Below are 18,051 nucleotides of genomic sequence, written 5' to 3'. Positions count from 1 at the left end.
CAGGCACGAGAAGCGCTACACAACTGGCGGCGCTGGGCGCCTTCAGTCCTGCTTGGCGCCCATGTACAGCTCGAAGTTCTCGATGTAGTCCGTGAGGTTCTCTTCCATCATCAGGCGGAACTCCTCGACGAAATAATCCACCGCCTGCTGCTTGGCCGCCGCCAGCTCCTGGGCATTGCGGCACCCGCAGGCGCTGACCCAGGCGCTGAAACGGGAGTTGGCGTACATCAGCGACGCGCTGGCCTTGCCCCGGCTGCTGTCGGCGATATGGGAGTTGGCCAGCTCGATAACGGCGTCGGCGCGGTTGTAGAAATCCTGGTCGGTGTCATTGGCCACGGGGCGTTCCTCTGGGGGAGTGGGGAAAATAAAGCGCCGGAGTATAAGAGTTTTGTCCTCCTGCACCGACTACTTTCATCCCCAGGCCGCACAAGCCGGGCTGCCGGCGAAGGGGCCCATGAGCCTTGCGCCAGGCTGGCAGCCGCTTTCGCTGGCAAGCCAGCGCCTACAGATGGGTGGGCGCCGGCAAGGCTCGCAGCTGTTCGGCCAGCAGGGCTTCACTCTTGCCCTGGGACAGCACCACGCTGTTATTGGCCGCTTGCAGCGCCTGTTGCAGATGGTGCTCGCCCCGCTGCCGGTCGCCTTCAAGAATGGCTTGCAAGGCCAGGCAGCGCGGTCGCAGCCAGGGTGCGCTCCAATCCACTTCGGCGCTCATCGGCGTGTTGTTCAGGGGCGCGGCGTCACGCTGCAGCAAAGCGCGGCAGAACGCCAACTCGCCCCTCAACAACTCGATCAGGCCACTCATGCCGTTCAGTTGCGCCGACCGGGCCGCCAGCAATTGATCCAGTTCCTGCTCCATCTGCACCGCGGCCGGCCAGTCGCCCTGGTCCTGCAGGGCATTGAGGCGGCAGCCGAATGCGACCAGGGGCCCGGGCATGGGGCCTTCGGCCAGGCGCTGAAGATCGTCCACCGGCAATTGTGCGCTGGGCACCCCGGCCACGGTCAGGGCCAACAGGCGTGCCTGGGCCAGCTCCGGACGTTGATCGTCGCGATGCCGGTACCAGCCCAGCAGGAGCATGCCGTCGCTGGGCAGTACCCGCCAGGCAGGCATCAGGTTACCCACCCCCATGGCCAGATTGATCACGGCAAACGCCAGGGCAATGGCCCCCGGCACCCCGGGCCAGGACAGCCCAAGCGCCAGGGAAGCGCCACCCACCAGCAGATTCAGCAGCGGCCCGCACAGGACCACCAGCATCCACTGCTGCCGCAGTGGCCGTTGCAGATTGCTCGCGGCAATCACATAGCCGCCCAGGCGATTGCGCTTGAGCTGCGGTGCCCAGCGCACCCGCCAGCCGCGCCGCAGCACCTGTATCTCCACGGCGGCCACCCGTACATGCAACACCGGCATCGCGCACCCGCGTGCCCCCAGGTAATGCCCGCCCTCATGCACCACCAACGCGACAACCCCCAACAGCGAAGCCAGGAACATCGCCAGAAAGGGCTGCAACCCGGACTTGATGGTGAACCCCAGCACCAGCGCGGCGATAAACCAGCCACTGAGCAGCACCAGGCGCTGCACAATCGTCAGCAGAGTATTCAAGGCCTTGAGCCAGGTGTTGCCATCCATCGAGTACGTCCCTGAGAGAAAACCGACACTGAACCGGGCGCGCAGACTGCCAGCTTCGCCCCAGGAAACTCAACCGCTGATTCACCTCTCTATCACCCCACCTCCTAACCGCAGGAGCGGGCTTGCCGGCGAAGGGGCCCTTGAGCCCTGCATATGTCTGGCGGATGCTTTCGCTGGCAAGCCAGCTCCTACGACGCGGGGCAGAGTGCCCCTCTCCCATCAATATCAAAACCCACCGTAGGAGCCGGCTTGCCGGCGAAGGGGCCCGCGAGCCCTGCATATGACTGGCGGATGCTTTCGCTGGCAAGCCAGCTCCTACGACGCGGGGCAGAGTGCCCCGCTCCCATCAATATCAAAACCCACCGTAGGAGCGGGCTTGCCGGCGAAGGGGCCCGCGAGCCCTGCATACGGCTGGCGGATGCTTTCGCTGGCAAGCTGTTGTGGCTCAATATTCCTGAACCACTCTGTAGGAGTTTCAACCTAAGGAAGCATCATGGGATTTCGGGTTGTTAGCGCTGAAGAAAAGGCTGAAGCTATTCGCCTGGTCGTGGAAATGAATTACTCGGTGCCTAAGGCGTGTGAGCAAACCGGGGTTGGGCCTACAGCCCTGCGACGCTGGGTCGCCAGATGGCGCAAGGAGCATGAAGGAGCCTTGCTGCCCACACGCCCTCAGGACCAGGAACTGATTGACTCACTGCAGGCCAGGCTCGCCCTGCTGGAAGCCGAGAATAGCGTCCTAAAAAAGCAATTGCCCTCTCATCTGAAGGTGCTGTTCAGCCGAATCAAATGATCGAGGGTTTGAAAGGACAGCTCTCCATTCGGCACTGCTGCCGACTTCTGGGCGTGCCTCGCAGCAGCTATTACGCCAAGCACTTGGCCCGGTCTGAGCCTGGGGTCGAGCGGCAACTGGAAAAGACCATTCGGCAGTTGCACCGGGAGCATCGAGGTGCCCTGGGCGCCCGGGGATTTGCCAGGGAGCTTAAAAAGCAGGGCGTCGTGGTTGGACGCCATCGTATGGGCCGTCTGATGAAAAACCTTGGTCTGGTCAGACGACGAGCCCGTTACGCTCACTATCGTCGGACCGGAAAGCCCAGCAATACCGCAGCCAATGTCCTTGATCGTCGCTTTAATCCTGCATCGCCCAATACGTTTTGGGCCGGAGACATCACTTATATTCGCGTCGGTGGAAGCTGGCTGTACCTGGCAATCGTGATGGATCTGTTTTCACGTCGGATCGTCGGCTGGGCCTTTTCCAGGACCGCCGATGCCGAGCTGTCGCTCAAGGCGTTGCGGCTGGCTGTTGGCATACGTCGACCTGGTTCAGCGCTGGTATTCCACTCGGACCAGGGCTGCCAATACACCGCGGATCGCTTTGTCGAATACCTGGCTGAGAAGCAGATCGTGCAGAGCATGAGTCGACGCGCAAACTGCTGGGACAACGCGGTGGTGGAGCGTTATTTCCGGACACTGAAACACGACTGGTCGCCTGAAAATGGCTACCAGAATCATTTCGAGGCGCAGAAGGATGTGATGGATTTCATTGCCCATTACAACCATCGGCGTTGCCACAGCGCCTCAAACGATCTGCCGCCCGCTGCTTTTGAAAGGCTGGCGGCCTAATGCTCCTACAGAGTGGTCCAAAAAAGCTGGACCACTACAAGCCAGCTCCTACGAGGATGCGGGGGGCCAGTGGCGGGCCAGGACCGCGGCGATGCGCGGTTCGCGGTCGATGCGTTGCAGCAGGGCAAGAAAATCGGGATGGCTATCGCGCAGGTGCTCTCGCGCACCGGACCAGCGCGACACCACTGCCGCCTGGATATCCAGGGCACCCGGCGCCGCACCGCCGAAATATGGTCGCGACGCAAACTGCTCGGCGAACAGCCCCCAGCTGCGATACAGGCGCTCGGCCGCGGCGGCGCGCACCCGGGCCTTGAGCGGTTCGTCGGGGTCGCTGATCCAGCGTTCCGGGTAGTCGAGGATGCCGATGGCCGAATAGCAGTTGGCGGCGATGTATACCAGGCCGCGTATCACCTGGGCCCGGGCCGACGCTGGCGCAGGCAGCAACCCGGAGTCGGGAAACTCCAGGCCCAGGTGGATCAGGATCGCCGCGCTTTCGGTGAGGATGCTGCCATCGGGCAGTTGCAGGGTGGGAATCTGCAACAGCGGATTGAGCCGTGCCAGGGCCTCGCGCCCGGGGTTGTCCTCCCAGGGCGCGGCCTCGATGCGGCGGTAGGCCAGCTGGCAGTACTCCAGGGCGATCTCGACGATGGCCGAGCCGGTGCCCTGGCTTCCATACAGGTGATACATGGCGACAACCTCCTTGATGACCCGGGCCCATTAGCCCTTTCACGACAAGGCGTGGCATTGCACCTGCAGTACTTGCTCGCTCAGTGGCCGCGCCTCGATCCGCACCGGCAAGAATGCCTCGATCACCCGGATATTGCTCTGCAGGTGCTCGGTCATGCACGGCGTGGTGAAGCTGCCGCCACCGGCCAGGGCCATGGGCAGCAACAGTTGATCGGCCAGGTGTTCCGCCACTGCGGCACCGGAGTCCAGCCAGTCCCGGGCCTGATCGATGGCGCCGTCGGCGACCTTCTCCGCCCGCAGGCTGTTCTGGCCGAAACCGCAAAACAGCTCGGTCAGGTGCTCGAAGGCGAACTCCAGCAGCAGCACATTGCCCGGGCCGTACTCTTCATCCAGCAGCACCGGGGTGAGCTGCTCGCGAGGCAGTTGCAGGCGATCGTGCACCCGGCGCAACTCCCGCTCCGCCACATGCTCGGGCAGGCCCGCGCTCAAGGCCCAGGCTCGACTGCCGAGCAATGCTCCGCGCTCTTGAAGATGCAAGGGTTGCAGCTCCGAAGGCTGGATAAAGGCCTCCAGCTCGCCACCGCCGGCCGGGACAAAACCATGGCGCAGCAGCTGCAGTTCCACCCGCCCGCCCATGCGCCGCAGTTGCGGGAGCCAGGCCTGCTGGAGGAAATCCACCGGCGGCGCCAGGGGGTTGTGGGTGCCGCCGCTGATGCTCACGCGGCTCGGCTGCGGCGCTCGCAGCAAGGCCGGCAGCAGGGTCTGCAGCACCAGGGTGCAACTGCCGGCGGTGCCAATGGCGAAGCGGTAGTCGCCGCCGCGGATCGGCCCCGGCTCGAAGCTCAGGACCTGGGAGCCAAGCTCGGCCCCAGTGGTTCTGGCGCCACATACCTGGGCCGCCGCCAGCACCGCGGTCAGGTGCTGGCGCAACAGCCCAGGGCGGCTGCGCCGGGCGCGAATATTATGGATACGCAGGGTCTTGCCGGTGAGCATCGACAGGCTCAGGGCGCTGCGCAGTACCTGGCCGCCGCCGATGGCGCCGTCCAGTTCGATTACATCCTGTTTCATCACATTCCTCAGGCGTAGTGCCGGACCGTTTCCCGCAGGTAAGCGTCCAGCAACGCGTTGTCTTCATGGGTACGCACCAGTTTCGGCACCGGGCGTTCCAGCTCGGCGGCGATAAAGGCGTGCAGTGCCGGGCGTCGCGGTCCGTAGGCGGACTCGTCGGCGCAGCGTTTCAAAACCAGCAGCTCGGCCACTTCGTCCAGCAGTGGCTGATGGTCGACGGTGGTCAGCAGGTCGGCGAAGGTCATCGGCGGTCGGCCGCGCCCCTGGTCGATCCAGCGCACCGCGAGCAAGGGCCGCAGGACGTAGAAGTACTTCTTGAAGCGCACGCTGTCGCCTTGCAGGTAACCGCGAAAGTTCTTCCTGGCCATCGACAGATAATGGTTGCGCGCCGCCGGCGGGCTGTAGAACGCCTCGGCCAGCTCGCGCAGGCGCTCGGCGGCGGTCGGTTCGCTGCGGTACACCAGGGGCGAATCCAGCCATTCCAGCAGGGTCGGGTTGGACTTGCGCAACAGCCCCAGGGTCTTGCGCAGTTCCCAGCCGCTGATGTCCAGCTCGTCGTCCAGGGGCCGCTCGATCACGTCGCGCCCGGCATCCACCTGGATGAACCATTCGGGCTTTTCCACATAGACGAAACGCACATCGTAATCGCTGTCGGTAGAGGCAAAGCCCCAGGCCCGACTGCCGGATTCGCAGGCATACAGCACCTGCACATTGCGCTCGCGCTCGATCCGCGCCAGCTCGGCCAATACCCGTTCGCGCATGGCGCTGCTCAGTGGATGGCGCTCCAGATGTTCCATGATCCTTTTCCTTGTTCAATCCGTGGCGCTGGCGGCCAGCACACTCAGGGTCCGGCGCACGGGGTTCCACACCGTCAGGCACCAGACGCCCCACCACTCCAGGCCTTCGTCGAAATACTCACTCCAGGGCAGCAGATGCGGGCCCATGGCCGGGGCCTGACAATCCAGCTCCAGGTCGCCCACCCAGTTGATCACCTGGGGCTGCTGCTGGAGATCGAGCCCCAGCAGGTCCAGCCATTGGCCGTACACCTGGCGGGCCTGTTCGGCCCCACCCGGGAAATGCAGCCCGTACGGTGGCTGGCAAAACGCCCGGTACAAGGCCCAGTCCTGCTGCTCCGGGTCTTCGCAAACCAGTTGCCGGACCTGCTGCGGGCTGAGCCGCTCAGGCAGTGCCCGCTCCGGTTCCCAGCGCATCTGCGGTTCACCAACGTCGGCGTAGCGCGGGTCCTGGCGCAGCTTTTTCCAGGCCTCACGGCGCCTGGCCATCAGGTGCTGATACAGGTGCTGCAAGCCCTGGCGATGCAAGGCCTGATTCACCTCGACACCCGGCTCCACCGCCAGCCGCACAAAATCGAACACGCAAAACGCCGCTTCCAGCTGTTGGCGCAGCGCCTGGCTGTGCTCATCTTCAACCGGGGTCAACATGGCGGTTCTCCTTTCCTCACAACAGCCGCTGGACCGAACCGACGGGTAATTCCCCGGCGGCTTCCATCGCCTGCAAGCGTTGCACCATGGCCTCGCGCAGGGGCTTGGGGGTCACCGGGTCGAACATCCCGTAGCGGCTGTCGCACCAGCGCGCCAGGGCCTCGCGCCAATAGGCGGCGTCACTGCCGCCCTGCCCCAGGCGCCACAGCAGGTACTCCAACTGACGCCAGCCCGGTTTGAGGGCCAGCATGGCCCAGCGTCGCGCCTTGGGCAGATCGTGCCAATGCTGGTCCAGACGCTGCTCCAGGGCCTCGTCGAATACCGCCCACGGCTGCTGGCGCAACAGGCCCAGGGCGCAGTCGAAGACCTTGTCCGAGGCATCGTCCAGGGCCGCCAGTTGCTCGGCCATGCCACGTTCGCCCAGGGTTTGCAGGGCCTGCAGGCGCACGCTCAGCGCCGGCGAAGCCAGGGCCTGGCGCACCATGGCATCGGCCTGTGGCTCCTGCAGCTCCCTGACCAACCCCAGTAGCCCCAGCCACTGGCGCTTGTTGCCCGGGGCCGGCTGCTGCAAGCGGGCCAGCAGCACTGCCCGCGGGTCCAGCCCATGGCGCGGCGCGGCCCAGTGGGCCAGGCAACGCAAGGCCCCCGAAGGGTCGAGCAGGGCCTGCGCCAGATACTCGCGACAATCGGCCAGGCGCGACAGCAGCAGCCGCAGGGCCTTGACCCGCACACTGGCGCCGCAGCTGCGCATCACCTCTTCCAGCAAGGGCAGCGCCTGCTCATCGGGCAGTTCGGCGCAGGCGTCCACCGCCATCTGCCGCACGCTGACCTCCGGGTGGCGCAGGGCCATGGCCAGCAGCGCCGGTCGGTCTTCGACGCCCTTGAGCAACAGCTCGAAGACAAAGCGCGCAGCCTTGCCCCGGCAAGCGCCAAAGGCCCCTTGCACCTGGTCGCGCACCTGGGCCAGTTGCAACACGGCGCTGGCCCGCTCCAGGGTCGCGCCGTGGTCGGCGCGCTGCTTGCCCGCCAGGGCCAGCAGCGGTGCCAGGGTCTGCAACAGCAGCCCGGCATGCTCCGGCACCCAATAGGCCTCGACCGCCGCGGCGGCCTCCTGACGAACCTGGGGCACCCAGTCGTTGAGGCGCTCCAGCAAAGCCACCAGGGCCTCTGCCGAAGGCTGCGCGGCCAGCCCGCGCACCGCGGCCTGACGCACGAAACCGTTGCCGAAGCGGCTCAGCTCCAGCCAGGCGCTGTGCCTGTCCAACTCGTCCATCACCTCCCGCACGCGGCGGGCTTCGTAGTCGCTCAGCTGGTACTGCCAGCCGGGCGGGGTTGCTATCAATGCATCCATGTCGTCCATTGTTCTACCCCTTAACGCACACCACCTGACGCAGGGTGTGCAGCACTTCCACCAGCTCGCGCTGGGCGTGCATCACTTGGTCGATGTCCTTGTAGGCCATCGGGATTTCATCGATCACCGCTTCGTCCTTACGGCACTCCACATGGGCGGTCGCACGGATCTGGTCGGCCAGGGTGAAGGTGTTCTTGGCCTTGGTGCGGCTCATGGTACGCCCCGCGCCGTGGCTGCAGGAGCAGAACGCCTCCTCGTTACCCAATCCGCGGACAATGAAGCTCTTGGCCCCCATCGAACCCGGAATGATCCCCAGCTCGCCCTTCTTCGCCGACACCGCCCCCTTGCGGGTCACCAGCACCTCTTCACCGAAGTGGCGCTCCTTCTGCACGTAGTTGTGGTGGCAGTTGACTGCCTCAAGCGCCACCTCGAAGGGCTTGCTGATCACCTTGCGGGTGGCCTGGATCACCAGTTGCATCATCAGCTCACGGTTCTGCCGGGCGAAATCCTGGGCCCAGGCCACCGCTTCCACGTAATCGTTGAAGTGCTGGCTGCCTTCCTCGAAATAGGCCAGGTCGCGGTCCGGCAGGTTGGCGATGTGCTGGCGCATATCGGCCTGGGCCAGGTGAATGAACAGGTTGCCGATGGCGTTACCTACGCCACGGGAACCGCTGTGGAGCATGAACCAGACCCGGTTGGCCTCATCCAGGCAGACCTCGATGAAGTGGTTACCCCCGCCGAGGGTTCCCAGGTGCTTGCGGTTGTTGCTGTTGGCCAGGGCCGGGTACTTATCGGTGATCGCCTTGAAACGTGGGTGCAGCGCAGCCCAGGCCTGGTCGGCCTGATTCGGCACGTCGCCCCAGGCGCCCTTATCGCGACCGCTACGGGGCGAGGTACGACCGTGAGGCACCGCCGCCTCGATGGCGCTACGCAATCCGGCCAGGTTATCCGGCAGGTCGGAGGCGGTCAGCGAAGTACGGGCGGCGATCATTCCGCAGCCGATATCCACCCCGACCGCAGCCGGGATGATCGCGCCCACCGTGGGGATCACGCTACCGATGGTCGAACCCTTACCCAGGTGCACGTCGGGCATCACCGCCAGGTGCTTGAAGATGAACGGCATCTTCGCGGTGTTCATCAATTGCTGGCGGGCTTCGTTTTCCACCGGCACGCCCTGGGTCCACATCTTGATCGGCTTGCCGTTGGCGACTTCCAGCAGCTGGTAGGTCTTGTGTTCCATGTCGTTGACTCTTTTTCCTGTGGCCGCGGATACGGCCTTGTTCAATAGGGTGCGCAGGAGCCGGGTCGCAGAAGACGATCTCGGGGGTCTCTTCGCTGGCAAGCCAGCTCCTACGCAATTGCGGTGTTCGGTGCAAACGGCGACAAGTGGAGGTGAAACATGCAGCGCGCTCTGCCTCTGAGCTAGCACCTTGCGGTGAACGGGACTCGAACCCGCGACCACGCTGTCCTGTAGTTCCACCGGCATTCGCCGGGTCAATCGGTGCAGGCCGGGCCTGCGGGCAGCGACAAGGGAACAGGCACATTTGCTCTACCGACTGAGCTACAGCCTTGCGGCTGGCGGGGTTCGAACCCGCGACACGATGTAGTACCCGTGGCATTCGCTGCCATCCCGCCGAGGCGGGGGGAAAAGATGCGACGACAAGGAGTCGATGAAACGGTGCACTCGCGTTCTGACCATTGAACCACGGCGCCGTTTTCCGGCACCGGCGGGAATCGAACCCGCATCTCGAACCTTGGATGTAGTTCCATCAGCATTCGTCGCAAAAACTGCAAAAAAGGTGGCACGACAAAAGAAGTGACTGATCGCCGGATTCGAACCGGCTTAACCAATATGTACAGCCACTGGCATTCGTGCCGTCACCGGCCCTGACAAGAGTTGCTGAGACGCCTTTGGATGTAGTCACAGCGGCATTCAGGGCCAATGAGCAAAAAATCTGTAGTGTGCGCCGGCTGGCCGGCGCACGGTGTGTTTCATCCTCTACCGATCAGCGTTACATCGCCTCGATCGCCTTTACCCAGTGCTGCGCACCGTAATTGCCCGCAGTGAACTGCTCGATCACATCGAACACCGCGTCACTGAAGCCGCCGACGTTGAGGATGTCCTCGCGGTCTGGTGCCTGGGTCGTGGCCCCGGGCTGCATGTCGATGCACACCAGCTTCGCCTGCGGGTTGATGGCCCGGATCCGCTCCCACTGGCGCATCGTTTCCGTGGCGCCGTGGCGCCGCGCATCGATCCACGACTCGTTGTCCGAGACCAGGATCAGGGTGTCCACGCGGCTCTTGGCGTTGGCCAGCTGCGCCAGGGGCGCCGAGCAGTTGGTCCCCCCTCCGCCGATGTTCGCCAGCTTCTGCGCATTGCTCATCACGCTGTCCCGCGGGTTGAGGTGGATGTTCACCACTCCACGCTCGAACGGCATGACCCGCGCCGCCGGCTGCTTGCGCAACACCGCTGCCGCCACCAGTGCCGCCACATCGATGCAGCGCACCGCGGTGGTGGCGCCCTGGCGATAGCCGGTAACAGGGCTGTGCATCGAGCCCGATACATCCGGGCAGACCACCACGTTGCCCGCCAGCGCCGGCACGTTGGCCAGGGACAGCTCCAGGGCATCCTGCAGCGCCTCGCGGACCGGCTGCGGCACCTCGTCACCGGCCATGCGGTAGGCCGCCAGCAACTGGTACGGATAGACCCGAGCCTTGGCCACCTCCCCCGCATCCGCCAGCCGCGCCGCCACGTACTCGGTGCAACCCGGCACCTGGAACGCGCCGTGGCGCGCCAGGGTATTGAGGTTCATGCGCAGCCCCTGCCAGCCCATGTTGCGGGCCTGCCCGGCCCATTGTTCGGTGCTCAGTGTCTCGTTGCCGAGCAACTGGAACGGCACCTGGGGCACTTCCCGGGTCGCTCCGCTGCGAAACGCCAACAGGTCCCGGGTCAGCTCAGGCAGCGCCTGCACATCCACCGGCTTGCCGATCAACCAGGCAAAGAAGGCTTCACGCCAGGCCTCGCCTGGCTTGGGGTGAACCATCTTCACCACGTCCGCCAGGGACGGCTGGTTGCCGATCGAGGCCTGCAACAGCTGGCGCTCGGTAGCGCTGTTCAACCAGTTCTGCACCAGGCGCTTGGGCTGCGACCCCAGGGATTTGCGCCCGGTCACGCCGCTGCGCAGGATCTGCACGAAGTTGCGCAGCATCTTGCCGTTGTCCACCACCTGGGCGAACAGCTCCGGCACCAGGGCCGAGCGTTGCGCGGTCAGTGCCGCCAGCAGCAGCGCCGGCATGTCCTTCATATGGCCTTGCTGCCGAGCGTAACGGGCGGCCTGGGCGACGAAGCGGCTGTCCAGCTCGCTCACCAATTGCAGTACCGCTTCCAGCTGGCCTTCAGGCGAGGTGTAGAAGGTCGAGTTCAGGCAACCGGTGACCGCCAGCTGGGCCAGGCGATGCTTGGCGTTGTAGGCATAGGCCCCGGCCTTGGAAGCGTTCAGGGTGGTGCTCGCTGGCGCTTTTGCCTGTTGGGTGTTGAACAGCTGGAAGTTGGCCATCTTGGCGTCTCGCTCTGTTGTCTTGTTCGTTGCCAGAGATATTGCAGCCGCTGTGCCAGGTTTTGATTTTCCACCAAATTATTTTTCAACTAATTGATTTATAAGGTTTTTATTTTTTATCACTTTTTCATCACGTATCCGGCAAGACAAACACCTCGATAATTTTATATCTTTGCTTATCGTTTTTTATCTCCAGGTATAAACATGTCGAACAAGCCCACGGTCGCCATAGGTTTTGTCGGTTCCACCCTCGATCGCGTCGGCAAGGGTGCCAACCGCTGGAGCCATTGGCGGCCCACGGTCGGTCTGTGCCAGCAGCAGGATGTGCTGATCAACCGCCTGGAACTGATCCATGGCCTGGACGCGCGGGATGTCAGCCTGGCCGAACGGGTGGCCAACGACGTGCGCCAGGTGTCGCCGGAAACCGAGGTGCGCCTGCACCCCATGGGCCTGAACAATCCCTGGGATTTCGAGGAGGTGTACGGCGCCCTGCACGACTTCACCAGCGCCTACCCGTTCGACACCGAGCGCGAGGACTACCTGGTGCACATCACCACCGGCACCCACGTGGCGCAGATCTGCTGGTTCCTGCTGACCGAGGCGCGCTACCTCCCTGCCCGGCTGATCCAGACCTCACCGGCGCGGCGCCGCGACCCGGACCAGCACGCCACCGGCACCCACGCTTTGATCGACCTCGACCTGTCGCGCTACGACCGCATCGCCTCGCGTTTTGCCCACAAGCGCCTGGAGGGTCTGGCCTTCCTCAAGTCCGGGATCGCCACCCGCAACCCGGCATTCAACCGCTCCATCGAGCAGATCGAACGGGTCGCCGTGCGCTCCAGGGCACCGATGCTGCTGATCGGCCCCACCGGTGCCGGCAAGTCGTTCCTGGCCCGGCGCATCTATGAGCTCAAGCGTGGCCGGCACCAGGTGCAGGGGCGCTTTGTCGAGGTCAACTGCGCCACCCTGCGCGGCGACGGGGCCATGTCGGCGCTGTTCGGCCATATCAAGGGCGCCTTCACCGGCGCCCAGAACGCCCGGGAGGGCCTACTGCGGGCGGCCCACAGCGGCATGCTGTTTCTTGATGAAATCGGCGAACTGGGACTGGACGAACAGGCGATGCTGCTCAAGGCCATCGAGGAAAAACGCTTCTTCCCCATGGGCGCGGACCAGGAAGTGGAGAGTGACTTCCTGATCATCGCCGGGACCCACCGCGACCTGCGCGGCCGGGTGGCCCAGGGCCTGTTCCGCGAAGACCTGTATGCGCGGATCAACCTCTGGACCTTCAACCTGCCGGGACTGGCGGGACGCCGCGAGGACATCGAGCCGAACATCGATTTCGAACTGGAGCGTCACGCCCGGGAGCAAGGGCAACTGGTGCGTTTCAACCTGGAGGCGCGGCGCCGCTACCTGGCCTTTGCCAGCTCCAGCGAAGCGGCGTGGCTGGGCAACTTCCGCGAGCTGTCGGCCTCCATCACCCGCATGGCCACCCTGGCCGACAGCGGGCGCATCGACCAGGCCCAGGCCGAGGAAGAGATCCAGCGCCTGCGCCACGCCTGGGGGCTGGAGAACCAAGAGGACGAACTGCAGAAACTGCTGGGCGATGATGTGGAGCTGGACCTGTTCGACCGCCTGCAACTCAAGGCAGTGATTGCCGAGTGCCGCCGCGCCGACAGCCTGTCGGAGGCGGGGCGCCGGCTGTTCGGCGTGTCACGCCTGGGCAAGGCCAACCCCAACGACGCCGACCGCCTGCGCAAATACCTGGCGCGTTTCGGCCTGGATTGGAAACAGCTGTAGCCGCTGCCGCAGGCTGCGCAGCAGACGCCGCGATCCTGGGGCCTCTGCGCGATCGACGGGAGATCGCCAGGCAAGGTCCTGCGGACCTTTGCGCAGCTTCGCAGGCTCAGCAGCGGCTACAGGGCTGCGGCTGGGACGGCGAAGACGCCGCTGGCCCGGGCCACTTCCCGTTCGCCGACCCGCAGCACCACGGTGGCAAAGGCCATCTGCCGGCCACGCTTGGCATGCTCCAGGTGCACCTCGATCCATTCCCCGACCTGCACCGCGCCCAGGTAGTCGAGGGTCATGCTGGCGGTGATCAACGGCAAGGGCGGATCGCTGGAAAACGCCATGGCGTAGCCCATGCCGATGTCCGCCAGGGTGGCGATGATGCCGCCATGCACCGTGCCCCGGCCGTTGGCGTGCCGGGCATCGGCCCGCAGGCCGACGCGCAGTTCGCTGCCACTGCCGCAGCCGTAGACCGGGCCGATCAGTTCCAGCAGCGGGCTGCTGCGGGGCAAGGGGGCAAAGCCTGGGGGGATATCCGACTCGCGCATGACGCACTCCTTGATCTGCGCCGAAACTCCGTCGTCCCGGGCTGCCACAGGTGTAGCCCTGAACCCGCGCCGCGCCTATCAGCATTAGCCAGGAAAATTATCCTCGATAAGCCCAGCCGGGATCGTGGTCTTTCCCCGAACGACGGTAAGATGCGCACCTGCGACCCTGTCGCCGATTCATCCCTCAAGGAGCCCCCATGCAACATCAGGACGATCACCCTGCGAAATTCCGTCGACTGGCCCTGGCCCTGTTCGGCGCCCTGGCCCTCAGCGCCTGCTCTCCCAGCGACCACAACAGCAGCGCCGTGGCCTTGGGCGGGGCCCAGGGCAAGGCCGGCGCGCAATTGGCCTATGAGCATGAACTGAGCCTGTCGCTGCCAGCCGCGCAGATCGGTCCGCGCCTGGCGCAAACCCGCGAAGCCTGCGAGAAGGCCCAGTTCGGCCCGTGCAATATCCTGCGCCTGGAACAGGGCAAGTACCGCGCCCAGGTGACGCTGCGAATAGTCCCGGACGGTGTGGAGCCCATCGTCCAGCAGGCCTCCCAGGGCGCGGAACTGGGCGAGCGCATCACCAGCGCCGAAGACCTGGCCGATGCCGTGGCCGATGTGCAGCGCCAGCAGCAGCGGCTCAAGGCCCAACAGCAGCGCCTGGACGAACTGGCGGCGCGCAAGGACATCAGCGTCAGCGACCTGATTGCCCTGAGCCGGGAACAGGCCGGCATCGAGAACGACCTGCAGGCCCTGGCCCAGACCGCCGCCGGCCAGCAACGCCGCCTGGACACCAACCTCCTGACCCTGAAGTTCCTGCCCAGCGACGGCGTCCAGCGCGAATCCAGCCTCAAGCGCGCCTTCAGCAACCTGCTGGACAACCTGGCCGACGGCACCGCCGAGGCCCTGGAGAAAGGCAGCTATGTGCTGCCCTTCGTGATCCTGGCCTTCCCCCTGGTGCTGCTGTGGGTCTGGCTGTGGCGCAAATTCGTGCGCCGGCGCCCCTGACCCCACCCCGTAGGAGCCGGCTTGCCGGCGAAGAGGCCCGCAAGCCCTGCACCGCCCTGGCGAACGCCTTCGCTGGCAAGCCAGCTCCTACAGCAAGCAGGCACATCCCGGAGCCCCACCCGTAGGAGCCGGCTTGCCGGCGAAGAGGCCCGCAAGCCTTGCACCGCCCTGGCGAACGCCTTCGCTGGCAAGCCAGCTCCTACCGCACGCAGGCACATTCCGGAGCTCCACCCCGTAGGAGCCGGCTTGCCGGCGAAGAGGCCCGCAAGCCCTGCACCGCCCTGGCGAACGCCTTCGCTGGCAAGCCAGCTCCTACCGCACGCAGGCGGTCAGGCTTGCAGCGCCAGTTGCAGGCGCTCCAGGCCAATGCCGAAGCCGGCACCCTGGCGATAGGCGCCTGCCCCCACCACTTGCTGCTGCGCCCCCAGGCGCGGGCAGCGCACTTCGAAACCCTCGCCATTGAGGTAGTAGGTCAGGCCGCGCTTGACCCCGAGGTTGAGCTGGTATTCCAGGCCCAAGGCGTCGAGAAAGCCCACGCACAGCGCCCGCGCCTGCTCCAGGGCGCGCTGCGGATCGGGGCCGAGAATCTCCAGGCCCAACTGGGTGAACTCGCGGTAGCGCCCGGCTTGCGGCCGCTCGTAGCGATAGCAGCGGGCAACGTAGAAGAAGGCCGCCTGCTCGCGCCCCGCCAGCAGCTCGCCGGCGGTTTCCTGGAACAGCGCGGTGGCTTCCGGGATCAGGCAGCAAGGCCGCCCGGCCTTGTCGTTGAAGGCCCACATCTGGCCGATGACTTCGCTGCCGCCGGCCTTCTCGATAAAGGTGTCCTGGCCCCACAGCGCCGGGACAATGACTTCTTCAGCGCCCGCTTCGATGAAGCCAGCTCCGGAAGCGTCCTTCCAGGGTGCGCAGGGTGGCGGCTTGTTCGCCGGTGATCATTCGAGTGCCACGTAACATGGTCATGGGTCATTCCTCTGGTTTTTTGACAGGCAATAAAAAAGGCGCCTTGTGGGGCGCCTTGGTTTTTTTCATCGAAGGTCAGTGATCGCGATTGCTCGATGACTGACGGCTCGACGCGCACAAGCGACCACGGCCCCGGAGATGAGGTCGATGGTGATGAGGGCGGGAGACGAGCCGGAAAAAATTCATGGCGCATCCTGCCACGCCGCCCCCGGGCCTGACAAGCAAGCACCTGCGCCCCGCACAACAGTGCCCCCTGTGGAAGCCGGCTTGCCGGCGAAGAGGCCCTGCATCGCCCTGGCGGCCGCCTTCGCTGGCAAGCCAGCTCCTACAGCGGGCGTTGCAGGCAGCGCTGGTAGCGTTCGTCCACCCGTTTGGCGAACCAGGCGGTGGTCAGCTGGCGGGTGATCTTCGGGCTCTTGAGTTCGATGCCGGGCAGTTGCTGGCGCGGTACGGGCTTGCCCGCCACGCGATCGGCCAGGGCGAACACCTGACGGTACAGCTCGGTTTCTTCGAAGTCCTGGCGGTCGCCCTTCTCCAGCTGGGCGCGGATCTGCGGGTTACGCAGCCCCAGCTGCTTGCCCAGGGTGCGCACCGCCAGTTCGGTGCTGCCGGGCATGACCGAGCCGTAGCGGATCAGGTCGCCATCCAGCGCCAGCCTGATCCCGCTGGCACGGCTCACCGCGCTCTGGAACGCCGCGTTGCGGCTGGCGTACCAGCCGGCGTTGAAATCGGCGAAACGGTACAACGGCTGCGGGTAGTCCACCGGGTAGCCCAACAGGTGGGCGATGCCGAAATACAGGCCGCCGCGGCGGCTGAAGACCTCATGACGGATGGAGTCCTGCACCGGGTAGGGATAGCCCTGGGCATGCTGCTGGGCGAACTCGATGCTGACCTGCATCGGCCCACCGGTGTGCACCGGGTTGAAGCCGCCGAACAGGGTCTTGCCCAGGGGCACCATGCCGATGAAGTCATCGAAGATCGCACTCAATTCCTTCTCGCTGCGGGCACTGGCCAGGCGCTGGCTGTAGGACTGGCCGTCCGGGCCGCGCACTTGCAGAGCGGCGCTGACCAGCAGCGCCGGCACATGCACCTTGGCCGCGCGGCGGTCGATCTCTTGCCGGGCGATGCGCCCCAGGCCCGGCACCGTCGGGTCGACCTGGAAGGTGGACTCCTGCTCGGTCACCGCCAGCACCGCGCACAGGTTGCTCTGGCTCGGCTCAAGGCCCTGGGCGCTGAAGGCCACCTGGATGTCCCGGGCCCAGCCCGGGCGGTCCGCCACCTGGGCCGGCAGCAGGCGCAGGATCCGGGCCTGGGTCTGTTCGGCGGTCAGTGTTGGTGCCTGGGGGCCGCGCTGGCTGGCGCAACCGGCCAGCAGCGACAGGCACAGGAAGCAACTGAGAAGACGAGAGGAAATCATGGGGCTCCGCGAGATGGCTGGGCGAGGGCCGTGCAAGTAAAGCAGCGGCTGGGGCGTTCGACCAAGGAATGCGAGCGCTGTTCCCGCCGCGTCCCTTGTAGCCGCTGCCGCAGGCTGCGTAGCAGACGTCGCGACCCTGAGGCCTCTGCGCGATCGGCGGGAGATCGCCAGGCAAGGTCCTGCGGACCTTTGCGCAGCTTCGCGGGCTCAGCAGCGGCTACAGGCTAGAATCCTTCTATTGGCGGTGTGGCTGGGTGTATTTTGATGACCCCCGACTTAGGTGTGGCGCCCAGCCCTGACCCCGCGCCTGCCCTCAATGGAGTGATGCCCGGATGTTGACCCTGGATTTCCTGATCACCAGCCTGATCGTCGTGCTGATTCCCGGCAGCGGCGTGATCCTGACCATTTCCACCGCCCTGGTGGCCGGCAAGCGCGCCAGCCTGTTCACCGCCATCGGCTGCACCGCCGGGATTGTCCCGCACCTGCTGGCCTCGATCCTCGGCCTGTCGGCCATCCTGCACTCCAGCGCGCTGGCCTTCCAGGGCCTGAAGTTCGCCGGCGTCGCCTACCTGCTGTACCTGGCCTACGCCACCTGGCGCGACCGCTCGGCCTTCGCCGTGGACAGCAACGCCGTCAGCCATGGCCCCGGCGCGCTGATGCTCAAGGCCTGCCTGCTGAATATCCTCAACCCCAAGCTGACCCTCTTCTTCCTGGCCTTCCTGCCCCAGTTCATCGCCCATGACGGCAGCGACCCGATCCCGCAGATGCTGCTCCTGAGCGGCGTGTTCATGGCCATGACCTTCTTCGTGTTCGTGCTCTATGGCCTGCTGGCCAACCTGTTCCGCACCGCGTTGATCGAATCGCCCCAGGTGCAGAACTGGCTGCGCCGCAGCTTTGCCGCAAGCTTCGCCGGGCTCGGCCTGAACCTGGCCTTCGCCCAGCGCTGAGCCCGGCGGCAGCCGCCTGCATGACCTTGATCGTCTACCGAGGGCAAGCC

General features: G+C 65.4%; 17 protein-coding genes. 5 read left to right on the top strand and 12 right to left on the bottom strand.

The annotated features are described in order from the left end of the window. Positions 1–42: 42 nt before the first annotated feature. Together KI242_RS12355 and KI242_RS12350 are read right to left on the bottom strand one after the other, a co-directional pair. The gene (locus tag KI242_RS12355) at positions 43–336 is read right to left on the bottom strand and encodes a DUF3144 domain-containing protein (RefSeq protein WP_011060609.1); all 294 of its coding nucleotides are present in this window, start codon (positions 334–336) and stop codon (positions 43–45) included. A 166-nt stretch (positions 337–502) separates the two neighbouring features. Beyond that, positions 503–1,624, bottom strand: a complete 1,122-nt coding sequence (locus tag KI242_RS12350; protein ID WP_212806203.1) for a site-2 protease family protein — start codon at positions 1,622–1,624, stop codon at positions 503–505. A gap of 493 nt (positions 1,625–2,117) precedes the next feature. On the opposite strand from KI242_RS12350, the gene KI242_RS12345 reads away from it, so the two are divergent. Both KI242_RS12345 and KI242_RS12340 read left to right on the top strand, forming a co-directional pair. After that, positions 2,118–2,414: a transposase gene (locus tag KI242_RS12345; protein ID WP_092308884.1), complete on the top strand. Its 297-nt coding sequence runs from the start codon at positions 2,118–2,120 to the stop codon at positions 2,412–2,414. Then, positions 2,411–3,244 (top strand): IS3 family transposase, encoded by an 834-nt coding sequence (locus KI242_RS12340; protein WP_169894174.1) that lies wholly within the window; start codon positions 2,411–2,413, stop codon positions 3,242–3,244. Before KI242_RS12345 ends, KI242_RS12340 begins: the two co-directional genes overlap by 4 nt. Positions 3,245–3,292: 48 nt before the next feature. On the opposite strand, the gene KI242_RS12335 is transcribed toward KI242_RS12340, so the two are convergent. From KI242_RS12335 to KI242_RS12305, 7 genes are all read right to left on the bottom strand, one after another. Continuing rightward, positions 3,293–3,931, bottom strand: coding sequence for a glutathione S-transferase (locus KI242_RS12335; RefSeq protein WP_011060607.1), 639 nt, complete (start codon positions 3,929–3,931; stop codon positions 3,293–3,295). A gap of 39 nt (positions 3,932–3,970) precedes the next feature. Beyond that, on the bottom strand, positions 3,971–4,999 hold the full coding sequence (gene rtcA / locus KI242_RS12330) for an RNA 3'-terminal phosphate cyclase (protein WP_015635092.1): 1,029 nt from the start codon (positions 4,997–4,999) through the stop codon (positions 3,971–3,973). A gap of 8 nt (positions 5,000–5,007) precedes the next feature. Next, the gene (locus KI242_RS12325) at positions 5,008–5,796 is read right to left on the bottom strand and encodes a nucleotidyltransferase domain-containing protein (RefSeq protein ID WP_011060605.1); all 789 of its coding nucleotides are present in this window, start codon (positions 5,794–5,796) and stop codon (positions 5,008–5,010) included. 15 nt (positions 5,797–5,811) lie between these two features. Next, entirely contained in the window at positions 5,812–6,441 is a 630-nt protein-coding gene (locus KI242_RS12320; protein ID WP_123576487.1) for a hypothetical protein, read from the bottom strand. A gap of 16 nt (positions 6,442–6,457) precedes the next feature. Next, entirely contained in the window at positions 6,458–7,801 is a 1,344-nt protein-coding gene (locus tag KI242_RS12315) for a PBS lyase (RefSeq protein ID WP_212806202.1), read from the bottom strand. A 4-nt stretch (positions 7,802–7,805) separates the two neighbouring features. Beyond that, positions 7,806–9,032 (bottom strand): RtcB family protein, encoded by a 1,227-nt coding sequence (locus tag KI242_RS12310; RefSeq protein ID WP_011060602.1) that lies wholly within the window; start codon positions 9,030–9,032, stop codon positions 7,806–7,808. A 772-nt stretch (positions 9,033–9,804) separates the two neighbouring features. After that, positions 9,805–11,349, bottom strand: a complete 1,545-nt coding sequence (locus KI242_RS12305) for an RNA-binding protein (protein WP_212806201.1) — start codon at positions 11,347–11,349, stop codon at positions 9,805–9,807. 204 nt (positions 11,350–11,553) lie between these two features. Here KI242_RS12305 and rtcR point away from each other — a divergent pair, with 204 nt between their 5' ends. Continuing rightward, on the top strand, positions 11,554–13,146 hold the full coding sequence (gene rtcR / locus KI242_RS12300; RefSeq protein WP_212806200.1) for an RNA repair transcriptional activator RtcR: 1,593 nt from the start codon (positions 11,554–11,556) through the stop codon (positions 13,144–13,146). Positions 13,147–13,262: 116 nt separating this feature from the next. On the opposite strand, the gene KI242_RS12295 is transcribed toward rtcR, so the two are convergent. Further along, positions 13,263–13,682 carry a PaaI family thioesterase gene (locus KI242_RS12295; protein ID WP_123473616.1) on the bottom strand — a complete coding sequence of 140 codons (420 nt, stop codon included), beginning with the start codon at positions 13,680–13,682 and terminating at the stop codon, positions 13,263–13,265. A gap of 197 nt (positions 13,683–13,879) precedes the next feature. On the opposite strand from KI242_RS12295, the gene KI242_RS12290 reads away from it, so the two are divergent. Continuing rightward, positions 13,880–14,677, top strand: coding sequence for a DUF4349 domain-containing protein (locus tag KI242_RS12290; RefSeq protein ID WP_041117320.1), 798 nt, complete (start codon positions 13,880–13,882; stop codon positions 14,675–14,677). Between the two features lie 329 nt (positions 14,678–15,006). Here KI242_RS12290 and KI242_RS12285 read toward each other — a convergent pair whose 3' ends face one another. After that, positions 15,007–15,549, bottom strand: a complete 543-nt coding sequence (locus KI242_RS12285) for an ATP phosphoribosyltransferase regulatory subunit (protein WP_041117318.1) — start codon at positions 15,547–15,549, stop codon at positions 15,007–15,009. A 413-nt stretch (positions 15,550–15,962) separates the two neighbouring features. Further along, entirely contained in the window at positions 15,963–17,054 is a 1,092-nt protein-coding gene (locus KI242_RS12280) for a DUF1615 domain-containing protein (protein ID WP_212806199.1), read from the bottom strand. Positions 17,055–17,386: 332 nt separating this feature from the next. Here KI242_RS12280 and KI242_RS12275 point away from each other — a divergent pair, with 332 nt between their 5' ends. Next, positions 17,387–18,001: a LysE family translocator gene (locus KI242_RS12275; protein WP_212806198.1), complete on the top strand. Its 615-nt coding sequence runs from the start codon at positions 17,387–17,389 to the stop codon at positions 17,999–18,001. Positions 18,002–18,051 lie beyond the last annotated feature (50 nt).

Origin of the sequence: Pseudomonas sp. Eqa60, from assembly GCF_018326405.1 — a bacterium.
Lineage (GTDB): Bacteria > Pseudomonadota > Gammaproteobacteria > Pseudomonadales > Pseudomonadaceae > Aquipseudomonas > Aquipseudomonas protegens.
The sequence above is the reverse complement of the archived record's forward strand: the minus strand, read 5'-3'. Positions and strand labels throughout refer to the sequence as shown.